This window comes from Pseudomonas sp. JAI115, from assembly GCF_014200835.1.
In the GTDB taxonomy this organism is placed as follows: domain Bacteria; phylum Pseudomonadota; class Gammaproteobacteria; order Pseudomonadales; family Pseudomonadaceae; genus Aquipseudomonas; species Aquipseudomonas putida_A.
The window spans coordinates 25,434-40,838 of sequence record NZ_JACHCY010000011.1 but is presented as its reverse complement, the minus strand read 5'-3'; the positions used below and the strand labels follow the sequence as shown (position 1 = coordinate 40,838).

At 61.9% G+C, this 15,405-nt stretch carries 12 protein-coding genes; 4 read left to right on the top strand and 8 right to left on the bottom strand.

Features of this window, described 5'->3' with window-relative positions:
* The first annotated feature begins 249 nt into the window (after window positions 1-249).
* The gene (gene ilvD, locus HDC30_RS21400) at window positions 250-2,091 is read left to right on the top strand and encodes a dihydroxy-acid dehydratase (RefSeq protein ID WP_007964170.1); all 1,842 of its coding nucleotides are present in this window, start codon (window positions 250-252) and stop codon (window positions 2,089-2,091) included.
* Window positions 2,092-2,309: 218 nt separating this feature from the next.
* On the opposite strand, the gene HDC30_RS21395 is transcribed toward ilvD, so the two are convergent.
* Window positions 2,310-3,365 (bottom strand): haloacid dehalogenase-like hydrolase, encoded by a 1,056-nt coding sequence (locus tag HDC30_RS21395; RefSeq protein ID WP_115988689.1) that lies wholly within the window; start codon window positions 3,363-3,365, stop codon window positions 2,310-2,312.
* Window positions 3,366-3,606: 241 nt separating this feature from the next.
* Between HDC30_RS21395 and HDC30_RS21390 the strand changes: the two genes are divergently transcribed.
* Entirely contained in the window at window positions 3,607-4,998 is a 1,392-nt protein-coding gene (locus HDC30_RS21390) for an L-cystine transporter (RefSeq protein ID WP_096795779.1), read from the top strand.
* Window positions 4,999-5,102: 104 nt separating this feature from the next.
* Here the strand turns inward: HDC30_RS21390 and HDC30_RS21385 are convergent, their stop codons facing one another.
* Entirely contained in the window at window positions 5,103-5,615 is a 513-nt protein-coding gene (locus HDC30_RS21385) for a dihydrofolate reductase (protein ID WP_183784788.1), read from the bottom strand.
* A gap of 96 nt (window positions 5,616-5,711) precedes the next feature.
* Here HDC30_RS21385 and HDC30_RS21380 point away from each other — a divergent pair, with 96 nt between their 5' ends.
* A complete protein-coding gene (locus HDC30_RS21380; RefSeq protein ID WP_183784785.1) occupies window positions 5,712-7,085 on the top strand; it encodes a DUF2868 domain-containing protein in 1,374 nt (457 codons plus the stop codon).
* Window positions 7,078-8,454 (top strand): GTPase/DUF3482 domain-containing protein, encoded by a 1,377-nt coding sequence (locus HDC30_RS21375; RefSeq protein WP_183784784.1) that lies wholly within the window; start codon window positions 7,078-7,080, stop codon window positions 8,452-8,454. Before HDC30_RS21380 ends, HDC30_RS21375 begins: the two co-directional genes overlap by 8 nt.
* Window positions 8,455-8,567: 113 nt before the next feature.
* On the opposite strand, the gene HDC30_RS21370 is transcribed toward HDC30_RS21375, so the two are convergent.
* The 6 genes from HDC30_RS21370 to HDC30_RS21345 all read right to left on the bottom strand — a co-directional run bounded on the left by HDC30_RS21370 (window position 8,568) and on the right by HDC30_RS21345 (window position 15,394).
* The gene (locus HDC30_RS21370; RefSeq protein WP_183784782.1) at window positions 8,568-9,125 is read right to left on the bottom strand and encodes a phosphonate degradation HD-domain oxygenase; all 558 of its coding nucleotides are present in this window, start codon (window positions 9,123-9,125) and stop codon (window positions 8,568-8,570) included.
* Window positions 9,125-10,258 carry a TIGR03364 family FAD-dependent oxidoreductase gene (locus HDC30_RS21365; RefSeq protein WP_183784780.1) on the bottom strand — a complete coding sequence of 378 codons (1,134 nt, stop codon included), beginning with the start codon at window positions 10,256-10,258 and terminating at the stop codon, window positions 9,125-9,127. Before HDC30_RS21365 ends, HDC30_RS21370 begins: the two co-directional genes overlap by 1 nt.
* A gap of 142 nt (window positions 10,259-10,400) precedes the next feature.
* Entirely contained in the window at window positions 10,401-11,426 is a 1,026-nt protein-coding gene (locus HDC30_RS21360; protein ID WP_103484310.1) for a putative 2-aminoethylphosphonate ABC transporter substrate-binding protein, read from the bottom strand.
* Window positions 11,427-11,473: 47 nt separating this feature from the next.
* Window positions 11,474-13,198 (bottom strand): putative 2-aminoethylphosphonate ABC transporter permease subunit, encoded by a 1,725-nt coding sequence (locus HDC30_RS21355; RefSeq protein ID WP_183784778.1) that lies wholly within the window; start codon window positions 13,196-13,198, stop codon window positions 11,474-11,476.
* Window positions 13,198-14,274, bottom strand: a complete 1,077-nt coding sequence (locus HDC30_RS21350) for a putative 2-aminoethylphosphonate ABC transporter ATP-binding protein (RefSeq protein ID WP_003229183.1) — start codon at window positions 14,272-14,274, stop codon at window positions 13,198-13,200. Before HDC30_RS21350 ends, HDC30_RS21355 begins: the two co-directional genes overlap by 1 nt.
* Window positions 14,275-14,530: 256 nt before the next feature.
* Window positions 14,531-15,394, bottom strand: a complete 864-nt coding sequence (locus HDC30_RS21345; protein WP_183784902.1) for a LysR family transcriptional regulator — start codon at window positions 15,392-15,394, stop codon at window positions 14,531-14,533.
* Window positions 15,395-15,405 lie beyond the last annotated feature (11 nt).

Genomic DNA, 15,405 nt, shown 5'->3' with positions numbered 1-15,405 from the left:
GTCGTCATGCCATACGCACCGTCGGCACTGGAACAACGCTTTGCGCCATTCCCTCCAGACGCCAGCGGTGTAGAATCGGCTGATTCATCGCCATTCATCCCCCGGCGGGTTTATGAGCTCAGGCTGAGGCAAGCGGCGATCCCGCAAAGTCATCGGCAACATCCAGGACACACGGCCATTTCTGAGTGTTCCAGACGTCAATAGAAGCTCACTCCCTTTTGATACCTGATTAGCCGCCCGGAGTGCTCCATGCCAGATTACCGCTCGAAAACATCCACCCACGGCCGCAACATGGCCGGCGCCCGCGCACTGTGGCGCGCCACCGGGATGAAAGATGACGACTTCAAGAAGCCGATCATCGCCATTGCCAACTCCTTCACCCAGTTCGTGCCGGGCCACGTGCACCTCAAAGACCTCGGTCAACTGGTTGCCCGGGAAATCGAACGCGCCGGTGGCGTAGCGAAAGAATTCAACACCATCGCCGTGGATGACGGCATCGCCATGGGTCACGACGGCATGCTCTATTCGCTGCCGAGCCGCGAGATCATCGCCGACTCTGTCGAATACATGGTCAACGCCCACTGCGCCGACGCCATCGTCTGCATCTCCAACTGCGACAAGATCACCCCGGGCATGTTGATGGCCGCTTTGCGCCTGAACATTCCGGTGATCTTCGTTTCCGGCGGCCCGATGGAAGCTGGCAAGACCAAACTCGCTTCCCACGGCCTCGACCTCGTCGACGCCATGGTGATCGCCGCCGACTCCAGCGCTTCTGACGAGAAGGTTGCCGAGTACGAGCGCAGCGCCTGCCCGACCTGCGGTTCGTGCTCCGGCATGTTCACCGCCAACTCGATGAACTGCCTGACTGAAGCCCTCGGTCTCGCACTGCCGGGCAACGGTTCGACCCTCGCCACCCACAGCGACCGCGAACAACTGTTCCTGCAGGCCGGCCGCACCATCGTCGAGCTGTGCAAGCGTTACTACGGCGAAAACGACGAATCCGTGCTGCCGCGCAACATCGCCAACTTCAAGGCGTTCGAGAACGCAATGATGCTCGACATCGCCATGGGCGGTTCGACCAACACCATCCTGCACCTGCTGGCTGCCGCCCAGGAAGCCGAGATCGATTTCGACCTGCGCGACATCGACCGTCTCTCGCGCAGCGTGCCGCAACTGTGCAAGGTCGCGCCGAACATCCAGAAGTACCACATGGAAGACGTGCACCGCGCTGGCGGCATCTTCAGCATCCTCGGTTCGCTGGCCCGTGGCGGCCTGCTGCACACCGACCTGCCGACCGTGCACAGCCGCAGCATGGAAGAAGCCATCGCCAAGTGGGACATCACCCAGACCACCGATGAAGCCGTGCATCACTTCTTCAAGGCCGGCCCGGCGGGCATCCCGACCCAGACCGCGTTCAGCCAGTCGACCCGTTGGGAAACCCTCGACGACGACCGTGAAAACGGCTGCATCCGCAGCTTCGAACACGCCTATTCGAAAGAAGGCGGCCTGGCCGTGCTGTACGGCAACATCGCTCTCGACGGCTGCGTGGTGAAAACCGCCGGCGTCGACGAGTCGATCCACGTCTTCGAAGGCAACGCGAAGATCTTCGAAAGCCAGGACAGCGCGGTGCGCGGCATCCTCGCCGACGAAGTGAAGGAAGGCGACATCGTCATCATTCGCTACGAAGGCCCGAAAGGTGGCCCGGGCATGCAGGAAATGCTCTACCCGACGTCCTACCTGAAGTCCAAAGGTCTGGGCAAAGCCTGTGCGTTGCTCACCGACGGTCGTTTCTCTGGCGGTACTTCCGGCCTGTCGATCGGCCACGCTTCGCCAGAGGCTGCGGCCGGTGGCGCGATCGGTCTGGTGCAGGACGGCGACAAAGTGCTGATCGACATCCCGAACCGCTCGATCAACCTGTTGGTCAGCGATGAAGAACTGGCTGCACGCCGGGTCGAACAGGACAAGAAAGGCTGGAAACCGGTCGAGCAGCGTCCACGCAAAGTGACCACCGCCCTGAAGGCCTACGCCCTGCTGGCGACCAGCGCCGACAAGGGTGCGGTGCGTAACAAGGCGATGCTCGACGGGCTGTAAGTTTTAGCCGCCGAATAAAAATGCCCCGCCAAGTGCGGGGCATTTTTTTGCCTGATCCAAAAACAATGAAGATCAAAACTGTGGGAGCGGGCTTGCTCGCGAAAGCGGTCTACCGGTCAAAAAATCTCCCGCCTGACACTCCCTCTTCGCGAGCAAGCCCGCTCCCACAAGGGACTGTCAGTGATTCTGGAATCTGAGTTCCAACAAGGATTGGGGGCTTACTGGATTTCTTCAGGCTTGACGATCACCCAGTTTTTGTCCGCCGTCACCGGCAACCCTTCCTTGGCCTGCACCGCCGCATGCTTGGCCATCATGCCGTTCAACTGAGTCATGTATTTGTCCTTGCGGTTGACCCACAAGTGAATGCCGCCCTTGGCCACATCCACATCGTGGAACAGCATGTAACCGTCGCTGCTCGGGGTATCGCCGCCCACCAGCACCGGTTTTTTCCACTCGTCGATATAGGTCAGAATCGCCGCGTGTTTGCCGGCCATCCAGGTTGCCGGGGTCCACAGGTACGGGGTCAGTTCGAGGCCGAGGTTGGCCTTCTCGTCATACTTGCCGGCGGTGATCTGCTTGCGCGCAGTAGTCAGCTCGCCAGTTTCGCGGTTTTTCAGCAACGTGGTCACGCCGATCACGTTCTGCGGTTTGACGTTGTAACCGTACTTCGGATCGGCCGCGACCATGCGCACCAGTTCTTCGGAGGCGGCGGTCATCACGTAAACCTCGATGCCGTTCTCCATCAGCTTGTTGTACAGCTCGGCCTGGCCGGTGAAGACTTTCGGCGGCTGCACATCGATGTTCTTCACTACATCGCCTTCGTAGTAAGTGGCCGGCACCGGTTTGCCCGACGCCATCAGCTCATCGACGTAGCCCTTGAGTTCCTTGAGAGTGAAGCCGGAGAACACCTGCGCTACCCACGGGTAGCAGACCATGTCGTCGACTTCGCACAGGCGATAGTAGTAACTGAACAGGCTTTCCTTATGGTCGGCGGTGTCCTTGAACGGCATCAGTTTCAGCGAGGGGTCGAGCTTGTCGCGGGTGATCAGGCCCTTGTTTTCCATGAACGGCAGCAAAGACTCTTCAAGGTCGTATCGGTAGCTGGTGTTGTCCATGTCGAACACCGCGTAGTTACCCTTGTTGGCGTTGGCCGCGATCATCGCGTCGAGTGCCTTGGCCTGATCCGCCGGCCAGTGCTTCAGGTCGGTGGCGAATGCGTGAGCGGCCAAGCCCAATCCAAGAACCACAGCGAGCATTTTCGGTGCGAACTTCATCGGCGTTTTCTCCCTGACTGAAAGACATCGACGCTAACAAATAAGTGTGACAGTCCTCGTCTGTCAGCGACCGCTTACGTCTCCTCAACGCCAGTTGCATTGCCGAGAGCGACAAGCGCTTATTCCAAAAACGACGGACAACCTGCGATTTCGGTATTAATTCATTGGAAATCAAACTGTTAGGCTTGCCGGTTCGCAGTTGCCCAAGAATGCGACTGGCACAAGTCTTATCGGAGTCTTCATGAATCTGCCGCTGATCCTCAATCTGCTGGTGTTCCTCGCCCTGCTCTTCGGTCTGGCGCAAACCCGCCACACGACGTGGAGCCTGGCGAAAAAAGTCCTGCTCGCGCTGGTGCTGGGCGTAGCCTTCGGTGTTGCCCTTCACACCGTTTACGGTGCCGGCAACCCGGTACTGAAAGCCTCGATCGGCTGGTTCGATCTGGTCGGCAACGGCTACGTGCAGCTGCTGCAAATGATCGTGATCCCGCTGGTGTTCGCCTCGATCCTCAGCGCGGTTGCGCGTCTGCACAACGCCTCGTCGCTGGGCAAGATCAGCTTCCTGACCATCGGCACCCTGCTGTTTACCACCGCGATTGCGGCGCTGATTGGTATCGGTCTGACCAACCTGTTCGGCCTCACCGCCGAAGGCCTGGTCGCCGGCACGCAGGAAATGGCCCGCCTGCAAACCATTCAGACCGACTACGCCGGCAAGGTCGCCGACCTGAATGTGCCGCAGCTGCTGCTGTCGTTCATTCCGCAGAACCCGTTTGCTGATCTGGCCCGGGCCAAGCCGACGTCGATCATCAGCGTGGTGATCTTCGCGGCGTTCCTCGGGGTCGCGGCGCTGCAACTGCTCAAGGATGACGTCGAAAAAGGTCAGAAAGTGATCAACGCCATCGACACCCTGCAAGCCTGGGTGATGCGTCTGGTGCGTCTGGTGATGAAGCTGACCCCGTACGGCGTGCTGGCGCTGATGACCAAAGTGGTCGCCGGTTCCAACCTGCAGGACATCATCAAGCTCGGCAGTTTCGTCGTGGTCTCGTACCTCGGCCTGGGCCTGATGTTTGTGGTGCATGGCCTGCTGGTGTCGGCGGCCGGGATCAACCCGCTGCGCTTCTTCCGCAAGATCTGGCCGGTGCTGACGTTCGCGTTCACCAGCCGCTCCAGCGCGGCGAGCATTCCGTTGAGCATCGAAGCGCAGACCCGTCGTCTGGGCATTCCGCAGTCGATCGCCAGTTTCGCCGCCTCGTTCGGTGCGACCATCGGCCAGAACGGTTGCGCCGGTCTGTACCCGGCGATGTTGGCGGTGATGGTTGCGCCAACGGTCGGCATCAACCCGCTGGATCCGCTGTGGATCGCGACACTGGTGGCGATTGTCACTCTGAGCTCGGCCGGTGTGGCCGGGGTCGGTGGCGGCGCGACGTTCGCGGCACTGATCGTGCTGCCGGCGATGGGCTTGCCGGTGTCACTGGTGGCGTTGCTGATTTCGGTTGAGCCGCTGATCGACATGGGTCGTACGGCGTTGAACGTGAGTGGTTCGATCACTGCCGGTGCGATTACCAGCCAAGTAATGCAGCAGACCGATAAAGCACTGCTGGATGCGGATGAGCATGCGGAGCTTGCTCAGGCTTAAATTCTTCTTTGCCTGACCTGCCCTCTTCGCGAGCAAGCCCGCTCCCACATTGGATCTGTGATCGACACAAATCCAATGTGGGAGCGGGCTTGCTCGCGAAGCTCTTAAGCTTTTTCCCAGACTTCGAAGTTGTACGCGGGCTTATCGCCCTCAGCAGCGTTTTGCTGGAAGTCCTTTTGCTCCCAGTCATATGGGCTGAATTCTGGGAACCAGGCATCGCCCTCCGGACTTAGATATACGCGAGTCAAATACAAACGATCCGCATGTGGGAGCGCCTGCGCGTACAATTGGGCGCCACCAATTAACATCAACTCGCTTGCGCCCTGCTTTAATGCCCACTCGTCTGCACGAGCCACTGCTTCTTCAAGCGAGGAGTAAACCTCCGCACCTACAAGATGCAAATCGGCCTGCTTACTCACAACAATGTTCAAACGCCCTGGCAGCGGACGCCCCAAAGAATCCCAAGTCTTGCGTCCCATGATGATGGGTTTGCCAAGGGTTTTTTCCTTGAAATACTTGAAATCACCCGGTAAATGCCAAGGCATACCGTTGTTCACGCCAATCACTCGGTTTTGACCGAGCGCAGCGATTAGAGATAAGGGAAGAGTATTGTTCATTCGGATGAGGATACCAGAGGTTCGGCATCCCGCAACTTGCCCCGACCAGCGCCACAGCGGTTATGCTCACTGCTCAATCGAGCAACGGAATGGCGCGTGACTGAACTGACTCCACTGCAAAACCTCTGGCTGACTGAAACCATCCGCCTGCGCGAAGAACACGCAGGCCCCCTGGAGGATCTGGAAGCCAATCGTCTGGCCCGCGCGGCCGGCGGCGATCTGCCGGGCCGTATTCAGCGCCGCGCCGTGTGGCTGGCCGAGCGTGACGGGCTGAGCGCAGCACTCAGGCACTGGCTGCAAGGCGCGCGTCTGGCACTGGTGCTGCTGATCATTTTCGCGCTGCTGAGCGGCGCCGGTCTGGCCTTCGCCGCACTGAGCCAGTCACCGGTGAATGTGTTCTGGGCCTTGGGCAGCCTGCTCGGATTGAACCTGATTCTGCTACTGAGCTGGGCACTGGGGCTGATCTTTGCCGGAGAACACGGCGCCACCCTCGGGCGCTTGTGGCTGTGGCTCAGCGAAAAACTCGCTCGCGATGCCAAAGCCGCGCAACTCGCGCCGGCCCTGCTGCTGATGCTGCAACGCAAAAAACTCAATCGCTGGGCGCTCGGCACATTGGTCAACGGTCTGTGGTTGCTGGCGATGCTCAGCGCCCTGCTGTTGCTGCTGACACTGATGGCGACCCGGCGCTACGGCTTCGTCTGGGAAACCACCATTCTCGGCGCCGACACCTTCATCAACCTGACTCAAGCCCTCGGCGCGCTGCCGGCGCTGCTTGGCTTCAACGTGCCGACCGTGGAGATGATCCGCGCCAGCGGCGGCGCAGCGCTGGATATCGAAAGCGCGCGACAGGCTTGGGCAACCTGGCTGGTCGGCGTGCTGGTGGTCTACGGCGTACTGCCGCGTCTGCTGCTGGCGCTGTTGTGTTTCTGGCGCTGGAGTCACGGCAAAGCCGCGCTGACCCTGGACTTGAACCTGCCCGGTTACGCCCAGTTGCGTGAACGGCTGATGCCGACCAGCGAACGCCTCGGCATCAACGACGCCGCGCCTGCGCAGTTGCATCGGGTCGAAAGCAGCGTCAGCGAACACGCCAGCGACGGCGCTTTGCTGGTCGCCATCGAACTCGACGATCATCGCCCGTGGCCACCAGCCCTGCCGAAAACCGTGAGCAACGCCGGGATTCTCGACAGCCGCGAATCACGGCACAAACTGCTCGAACAGCTCAGCCGTTTCCCTCCGGCGCGCCTGCTGATCGCCTGCGATCCTCGGCGCTCGCCGGATCGCGGCAGCCTCGCGCTGATCGCCGAACTGGCGCGCAACGCCAGCGCCACCCGGGTCTGGCTGCTGCAAGCACCGTCCGGCGAAGCGCTGGACAGTGCCCGTCTCGGCGACTGGCACGTTGCGCTGCAACAACTGGAGTTGCCGTTCGCCGATTGCGCGCCGATGAACTGGCTGGAGAGCGGTCATGACTGATGCCCGGAAAGCGCCGCTGAAACTCGCGGTGGTCGGCCACACCAACGTCGGCAAGACTTCGCTGCTGCGCACCCTGACCCGCGACGTCGGCTTCGGCGAAGTCTCGCACCGGCCGAGCACCACTCGACATGTCGAGGGTGCGCGGTTGTCGGTGGACGGCGAGCCGTTGCTCGATCTCTACGACACGCCGGGGCTGGAAGACGCCATCGCCCTGCTGGATTTCCTTGAGCGTCTGGAGCGCCCCGGCGAACGTCTCGACGGCCCGGCGCGACTGGCGCGGTTTCTCGACGGCAGCGAAGCACGTCAGCGTTTCGAACAGGAGGCGAAAGTCCTGCGACAGCTACTCGCGTCCGACGCCGGTCTGTATGTGATCGACGCCCGCGAACCGGTGCTGGCCAAGTATCGTGACGAACTCGAAGTGCTGGCCAGTTGCGGCAAACCACTGCTGCCGGTGCTGAATTTCGTCAGCAGCGCCAACCATCGCGAACCGGACTGGCGCGAAGCGTTGGCGCGGCTCGGCCTGCATGCGCTGGTGCGCTTCGACAGCGTTGCGCCGCCGGAAGATGGCGAGCGGCGCCTGTACGAAAGCCTTGCGCTGTTGCTGGAAAACGCCCGTCCGCAACTGGAGCGCTTGATCGCCGATCAACAGGCCCAGCGCCTCGCCCGCCAACAAAGTGCGGCGCGTTTGATCGCCGAATTGCTGATCGACTGCGCCGCGTGCCGACGCAGTGTGGTCAGCGAGGCTGAGCAGGAACAGCAAGCGATCAGCGAACTGCGCAAAGCCGTGCGCCAGCGTGAACAGAAATGCGTCGAAGCATTGCTCAAGCTCTATGCGTTTCGCCCGCAAGATGCGGCGGCCTGTGATCTGCCGTTGCTCGATGGGCGTTGGGGCGATGATCTGTTCAACCCGGAAACCCTGAAGCAACTCGGGGTGCGGGTGGGCGGCGGGATTGCTGCCGGTGCCGCTGCCGGGGCTGGCGTGGATTTGCTGGTGGGCGGGATTACCCTCGGTGCGGCGGCTTTGGCCGGTGCGATTGCCGGTGGTGCGCTGCAAACCGCGCGCAGTTATGGCAGCCGCCTGCTCGGCAAGATCAGGGGCCAGCGGGAGTTGACCGTGGATGACGGGGTGTTGCGGCTGTTGGCGTTGCGGCAGCGCCAATTGTTGCTGGCGCTCGATCAGCGCGGGCATGCGGCGATGGACGCGGTCCAGGTCGCCACCCCGCAGGACAAGACCTGGCGCGAAGGCAAGTTGCCGGATGCGCTGAGCAAGGCGCGGGCGCATCCGCAGTGGTCTTCACTCAATCCGCATGCGAAGTTGAATCAGGCGGAGCGGCAGGAGCAGATTGAGTTTCTGGCTGCAGATTTGTAGCGCCTGATCTGGCCTCTTCGCGAGCAGGCTCGCTCCCACATTGGATCCTGGTCAGAACACAAAACCCTGTGGGAGCGAGCCTGCTCGCGAATGGCGCGACTCGGTGACATGGATTACGCAGCCAGCAGCCGCGCCGCTTTCTCCTTCAACACCTGAAGGTCAATCACCCGCACCGCCCTCTCCTTGGCCAGCTCGTCCCACTGGCGCATGCGCAAGCTGACGGCACACAACGGATCCCGCTCAAACACATCCGCCTCAGCCTCGCTCATCACCCCGCCCTGATACTCCAGCGTGCGGCGACTCGCTTCACTCAAGCGCTCGAAATACCCCGGCTCACGCAGCGTCAGATAACGTTTGGCCTGCACGTGATATTCCACCAGCCGCGCCAGGCGCTCACTGAATCCCGCCTCACGCAGATAATTCGCCCCCAGCCGCTCATGGCTGACCACGCCATAACCGCCCATGTTTTCGGCGCCGTCGGCACACAAATGACCGATGTCGTGGAAGAACGCGGCGAGCACCACTTCATCATCAAAGCCTTCGGCGATCGCCAGTTCAGCAGCTTGGGACATGTGCTCGATCTGCGACACCGGCTCGCCGATGTAATCACTAGCACCAAAGCGTTCATACAGCGCAAACACCCGGTCAACGACTTGCGCATGCCCCGCCATCACATTTCCTCCAGCCACTGCGCGACATTGCGCTCGGCCAGTGCCGGGCCGACGCTCATGCCGACGCCGGTGTGCATCAACGCCACACTCAGCCCGGGGGCCGGGCGCAGCAACGAAAACGGCCCCGGCCCCCGTGAACCATAGACGCCCTGCCAGCGCTCGACCACTTGCACCTTGCAGCCCAGCGTGTGCTCGGCCAGTTCGAGCATCCAGTTGTCCACTTGCTCGGCGTTGAACGGCGACGGATCGCTGCCGTAATGGTGCGAGTCGCCGATGATCAGCTCGCCATACGGCGTCGGACTGATCAGCAGGTGAATGCCGTTGTCGTGCAGGTGCGGTTGTTCGCGCAGGATCTGCGCCTGCACCGCCGCCGCTTCTGGCAAATCGGCGAAGGCGCCGTAGTGCACGCAGCTCAAACCGGTGAGCAAGGCGTGTTGCAGATTCAGCTCGATCTGCGGTTTGGCGCGGAGCATTTGCAGGCGGCAGATCTGCGGGTCGAGCGCGGCAATCGGCTCGGCTAGCAGGGTCTGATAATCGTGGCCGGAGCAGACGATGATCTGCTTCGCCGTGAAGCTGCCGGCGGTGCTGTGCAGGCGCGCCGGTTCGACGTCGCGCACCAGCGTATTGAAGTGAAACTCGACGCCGAGGTCGCGGCGCAGATAGTCGATCAACGCCGGAATCGCTTCCCGCGAGTACAGCTGTTGATCGTCCAGGCCGTGCAACGCCGCGCGGTGATGACTGAATTGACCGTGGTACAGATCACGCAGGGCAGCGCCACGCAGCAAGGCGACGTTGTACCCGTGCTCCACGGCGCGGCCGTTGCAGAAAGCTTCGAGCAAGTGTTCTTCGGCTTCGCTGCGGGCGAACAGGTACGAGCCGTTTCGCTTGATCTGCAGACCGGCGAGTTGCGCCCAGCCACCCCAGATCTCGCGGCTGGCCTTGGCCAGTTCAAGCATCGGCCCCGGTGGCTGACCGGTGACCAGCGCCTGACCAAAGTTGCGCACCGAAGCGCCGAGGGGCGTGGCAGTGCGTTCGAAAACGCTGACCTTGAGGCCGCGTTTGGCGGCGGCGTAGGCGTGGGACAGGCCGAGGATGCCGGCGCCGACGATCAGCAAGTCTTTGTGTTGGGTCATTTAGAGGTGCTCTGAATGAGAGACCGTCATCGCTGGCAAGCCAGCTCCCACAGGTATCGAGGTGTTCACAAAATTCGTGTCACAGCAAAACCCTGTGGGAGCTGGCTTGCCAGCGAAGAGGCCCTGTCAGTCGATAAAGATCTTACTTGGCGACAACTTTCTCGGACTTGCCGTCATAACGCTTGCGCCATTCGGTCAGGATCTCGTCGCGATTCTTCGAGGCCCAGGCAAAGTCGTTCTTGATCAGGCGCTGCTCGTAGTCGGCCGGCAGTTCGGTCTGTGGCTTGGCGATACCCGGCTGGGCGAGGACGGCGAAGTTTTCCTTGTACAGATCCATTGCCTCGGCGCTGGCGGAGAAGTCCGCGAGTTTCTTCGCCGCCTCTTCATGCGGGGTGCCTTTGATCACGGCAGTCGCCTCGATCTCCCAGCCCAGGCCTTCTTTCGGCAGGATGATGTCCAGCGGCGCGCCCTGGCGTTTCAGCTGTACGGCCGGGTATTCGAAGGAAATGCCGATCGGGAATTCGCCCGCAGCGGCCAGTTTGCAAGGCTTGGAACCGGAGTGAACATACTGGCCGATGTTCTGGTGCAGACCGTCCATGTAGGCCCAGCCCTGCTTCTCGCCGAAGGTTTGCAGCCACGCGCTAACGTCGAGGAAACCGGTGCCGGAGGACGCCGGGTTAGGCATGACGATCTTGCCCTTGTACTCAGGCTTGGTCAGATCCTGCCAGCTCACCGGTTTGCTCAGGCCCTGCTTCTCGGCTTCGACGGTGTTGAAGCAAATGGTCGCGGCCCACACGTCCATGCCGACCCAGGCTGGCGGGTTGGCAGCATCGCGGTAGTTCGCGCCGATCTTGCCCAGATCCTTCGGTGCGTAGCTTTGCAGCATGCCCTGCTGATCGAGGATCGCCAGGCTCGACGCGGCCAGGCCCCACACCGCGTCAGCCTGCGGACGGGCCTTTTCGGCGAGCAGTTTGGCGGTGATGATCCCGGTGGAATCACGCACCCACTTGATCTCGACGTCCGGGTTGGCCTTTTCGAACGCGGCTTTGTAAGCGGTCAGTTGCTCGGCTTCGAGGGCGGTGTACACCGTCAACTCGGTTTTTGCCGCGAAGGCATTCAGGCTGAAAGTAGCGAGCACAGCAGCGGCCAGGGCCATAGGCTTGAACATGATCGTTTTCCTGTCGGTGAGTTGAGGCTGTAGGGATAAATCGTCAATCAGTGACCGGGCGCGGTTTGCCGCCAGGCCTGGGAACGGCGCAGCAAGCCGCGCGAAGCCCACGCCAGCAGCAAGGACACGCCTGCCGAGGTGAACAGAATCAGGGTCGACATCGCCGCCGCGCCGCCGACGTTGCCGGCGTCATCCATGTTCAGCACCGCCACCGCCGCGAGGATGGTGTCGGGGCTGTAGAGGAAGATCGCCGCCGACACCGTGGTCATCGCCGAGACGAACAGGTAGCGCACGATGTCCAGCAGCGCCGGCAGGCAGATCGGCACGGTGACGCGCAGGTAGTGGCGGTACAGCGGGGCCTTGAGCGACAGCGCGGCGGCCTCGAACTCGGCGTCGAGCTGGCGCAGCGCGGTGGTTGCGGTCATTTGTGCGGTGGTCAGATAGTGAGCAATGGTGCAGACGATCAGCAGGGTCATCGTGCTGTACAGCACGTGCAGCGGGTTGCCGCTGAGGTTGAAGAAGAAGACGTAACCCAGACCGAGCACCAGCCCCGGCACTGCCATCGGGATGAAACTGAGCATGCGCAACGTCAGGTTGAGGCCGCGTTGGCTGCGGGTTTTCTCCATCAGGTAAGCGCCAGTGAAGATCAGCACGCTGCCGATCAGCGCCGTGCCCAGCGCCATCTTCAAGCTGTTGCCGTAGGCCAGCCAGCCACCGCCGGCAGTCTCGTTGAACTGATAGTGATTGAGCGACAGCGACAGGTTGTACGGCCAGAACTTCACCAGCGACGAAAACACTGCCATGCCGAACACCAGCAGCAGCGCCGCGCTGATCAGCAAAACAATCGCCATGTAGCAGCCATCACGTAATTTCGACGGCGCCGGTTTGAACACTTGCGCACGGCCACTCATGGAATCACCGTGACGCCGACGCAGCCAGGCATCGACGCCGAAGCTGAACAGCGCCGGCAGCAACAGCACCATGCCGATCAACGCGCCGCGACCGAATTGCTGCTGGCCGACCACGGCTTTGTAAGCCTCCAGCGCCAGCACTTGATAGTCGCCACCGACCACCACTGGCACGCCGAAATCGGTGATGGTCAGGGTGAACACCAGACAGAACGCGGCGAACACTGCCTGCCGGGTCGCCGGCCATGTGATGCTGCGAAAGGCTTTCGCCGGACTGGCGCCCATGCTCGACGCCGCATCAAACAGCCGCGCATCGGCCAGCGACAGCGCCGACAACAAAATCATCAACGCATGGGGAAAGGTGTAGATCACCTCACCCAGCACAATGCCCCAGAAGCCGTAGATGTTGTCCGAAAGTAATCCACGCAGCATGCCCTGGTTACCGAACAGATAGACCAGTGCAATCCCCGGCAGCATCGACGGCGCCATCAATGGCAGCAGGGAAATCCCGCGCCAAATGCCCTTGGCCGGAATCAGTGTGCGTTGCAGGGCGTAGGCAAACAGGTAGGCCAGCGGTACGACGATGGCCGCGACGCTGAGGGAAACTTTCAGGCTGTTGCCGAGCAGCCAGTGGAAATTCGCGCTGCTCACCAACTCCTTAGCGGCGAGCCAGCCACCGCCCTGCCCGGCCTCACTGCTGAAGCCACGCCAGAAGATCGCCAGCAACGGCAGCAGCACGGCGATACCGAGCAGCAACAGCAGCAGGAGTTTGCCGCCGAGGACGAAGATCCGGTCACCGACCTCGGCCCCGGACACTCGCCGCGCTTGCTTGTGCGGTAGCGGCAGTGCGATGTTCGCGCTCATCAGGCAAACACCTGCAGGCTGCGCGGTGGCAAGGCGACCATGATCTGCTGGGCGCCAAGGCGTGGCATGGCTTCCGGCGCCAGTTCAGCAAGCAGCGCGTGGCCCGGCAATTGGTCGAGTTCGAAGCTCATGCGGCAGCGATTGCCGAGAAAGGTGATCTCACGGACTTTCGCCGGAAACAGGTTTTCTTCGTGCACCAACGGATTGACGCTGATTGCTTCCGGACGGCAGAACAGTCGGCCCGAGGCGCCGCTGACGCTACCATCGGCCAGACGCACATCCATCCCGCCAACCCGGGCGTGACTGGCGCTGCTGCGCTGGAACGGCAGCCAGTTGCCCTGCCCGACAAACTCGGCGACAAACGGCGTGGCCGGGCGGTTGTAGATTTCCTGCGGGGTGGCGTACTGCTCGACCCGGCCGTTGTTCATCACGGCGATGCGGTCGGCCATCAGCATGGCTTCGTCCTGATTGTGGGTGACCATCAGGGTGGTGATGCCGAGGTTGCGCTGCAGTTGGCGCAGTTCGGTGCACAGATGCTCACGTACCCGGGCGTCCAGCGCCGACATCGGTTCATCGAGCAACAGCAGCGACGGCGCCGGGGCCAGGGCACGAGCCAGGGCAACCCGCTGTTGCTGGCCGCCGGACAACTGGCCCGGGTACTTTTTCTCACTGCCGGTGAGGCCGACCAGTTCCAGCATCTGCCCGACGCGACGGCGTACTTCGTCGCGACCACTGCCGGCGAGGCCGTAGGCAATGTTCGCTTCGACGGTCAGATTGGGGAACAGCGCGTAGGACTGGAACAGAATGCCGTAATCCCGGGCCTGCGGCGCAAGGTGCGAGACATCGCGATCGCCGAGGTACAACTCGCCGCTGTCCTGCTTCTCCAGCCCGGCGATGCAGCGCAGCAGCGTGGTCTTGCCGCAACCCGAGGGGCCGAGCAGGCACACCAGCTCACCGGCCGCAACATCGAGGGAGACGTTATCCAGTGCGGTGAACGCGCCGAAGCGCTTCTGCACCCCGCGCACTTTCATCGGCGCACCGGGATTGGTCAGGGCAGTTGCGATTGCAGGATTCATGGACAGACCTCATCAAGCTGATGGGGCCAATCCTAGAGTTGTAATGCGTCCGTCATGTGGCAGTAGGGCAAAAACGGCCGATAGTGGTATTCGGGGATTTTGGTTCAGATTTCAAGTCATGGGTTGGCTGGTCTGGCCTCATCGCTGGCAAGCCAGCTCCCACAAGGATCTTCAGTGAATGCAGATTTTGTGAACACCTGAAATACCTGTGGGAGCTGGCTTGCCAGCGATGGGGCCAGTGTGAACAGTGAAGAAATCAGGCCGGGGACATTTCCTGGGCCAGGCCAAGAAACGCCGCCGGCAACCGCGCACCCTTGCGCTCCTTGAGGCAATACAGATACTCGGGAATCTGCGGCGCATTCTCGATGGTCAGCACCCGCAACTGCGGATCGTGCGGGACTTCCTGGCGGGCAATGATGCTGATGCCGATATTGCGCAGCACCGCCTCGCGGATCGACTCGCGGCTGCCGATCTCCAGCAACGGGCCGAAACTGACCCCGGCGCTGGCCAGCAGCTCTTCGGTCAAACGGCGGGTGGTCGAACCGGACTCGCGCATCAGCAAGGTATGTCCGGCCAGCGCACTCAACGCCACATGCTCCTGCGCCGCCAGCGGATGATTGCGATGCACCGCCAGCACCAGCGGATCGCTACCCAATACCCGGCGAATCAACCGTGCATCCTCAAGCAACTGCGACGACGCGGCGACATCGACCCGGTAATCCTCCAGCGCTTCGAGCACCTGCTGCGAGTTGCCGATTTCCACCGACACCTCCACCTGCGGCAGACGCTCGCGGAAGGTCTTCACCAGGTCGAGGATGTAATACGGCGCGGTGGCAGCGATGCGCAATGTGCCCTGCACCTGACCGCTGTTGCGCAGGAAGAACTCGATATCGGCCTCCTGCTGCAGCAGCGCCTTGACCATCGGCAGCAACCGCGCGCCTTCGTCGCTGACACTCAAACGACGGCCGCCACGGTAGAACAGCTCCACCGAATACTGGCTTTCCAGATTGCGGATCTGCGTGGTCACGGTGGGTTGGCTGAGGCCGAGCTTTTTCGCCGCCAGCGTGATGCTGCCCAGGCGGGCGACCATGTAAAACGCTTTCAGCTCGGCACTCAGCACAACCATCCCTC

Excerpts from the sequence above, each read along its gene's own strand:
- HDC30_RS21350 (WP_003229183.1), bottom strand. The coding sequence starts at position 14,274 with ATGAATCCTGCAATCGCAACTGCCCTGACCAATCCCGGTGCGCCGATG.
- ilvD (WP_007964170.1), top strand. The coding sequence starts at position 250 with ATGCCAGATTACCGCTCGAAAACATCCACCCACGGCCGCAACATGGCC.
- HDC30_RS21375 (WP_183784784.1), top strand. The coding sequence starts at position 7,078 with ATGACTGATGCCCGGAAAGCGCCGCTGAAACTCGCGGTGGTCGGCCAC.
- HDC30_RS21385 (WP_183784788.1), bottom strand. The coding sequence starts at position 5,615 with ATGAACAATACTCTTCCCTTATCTCTAATCGCTGCGCTCGGTCAAAAC.
- HDC30_RS21390 (WP_096795779.1), top strand. The coding sequence starts at position 3,607 with ATGAATCTGCCGCTGATCCTCAATCTGCTGGTGTTCCTCGCCCTGCTC.
- HDC30_RS21355 (WP_183784778.1), bottom strand. The coding sequence starts at position 13,198 with ATGAGCGCGAACATCGCACTGCCGCTACCGCACAAGCAAGCGCGGCGA.
- HDC30_RS21365 (WP_183784780.1), bottom strand. The coding sequence starts at position 10,258 with ATGACCCAACACAAAGACTTGCTGATCGTCGGCGCCGGCATCCTCGGC.
- HDC30_RS21395 (WP_115988689.1), bottom strand. The coding sequence starts at position 3,365 with ATGAAGTTCGCACCGAAAATGCTCGCTGTGGTTCTTGGATTGGGCTTG.
- HDC30_RS21360 (WP_103484310.1), bottom strand. The coding sequence starts at position 11,426 with ATGTTCAAGCCTATGGCCCTGGCCGCTGCTGTGCTCGCTACTTTCAGC.
- HDC30_RS21370 (WP_183784782.1), bottom strand. The coding sequence starts at position 9,125 with ATGGCGGGGCATGCGCAAGTCGTTGACCGGGTGTTTGCGCTGTATGAA.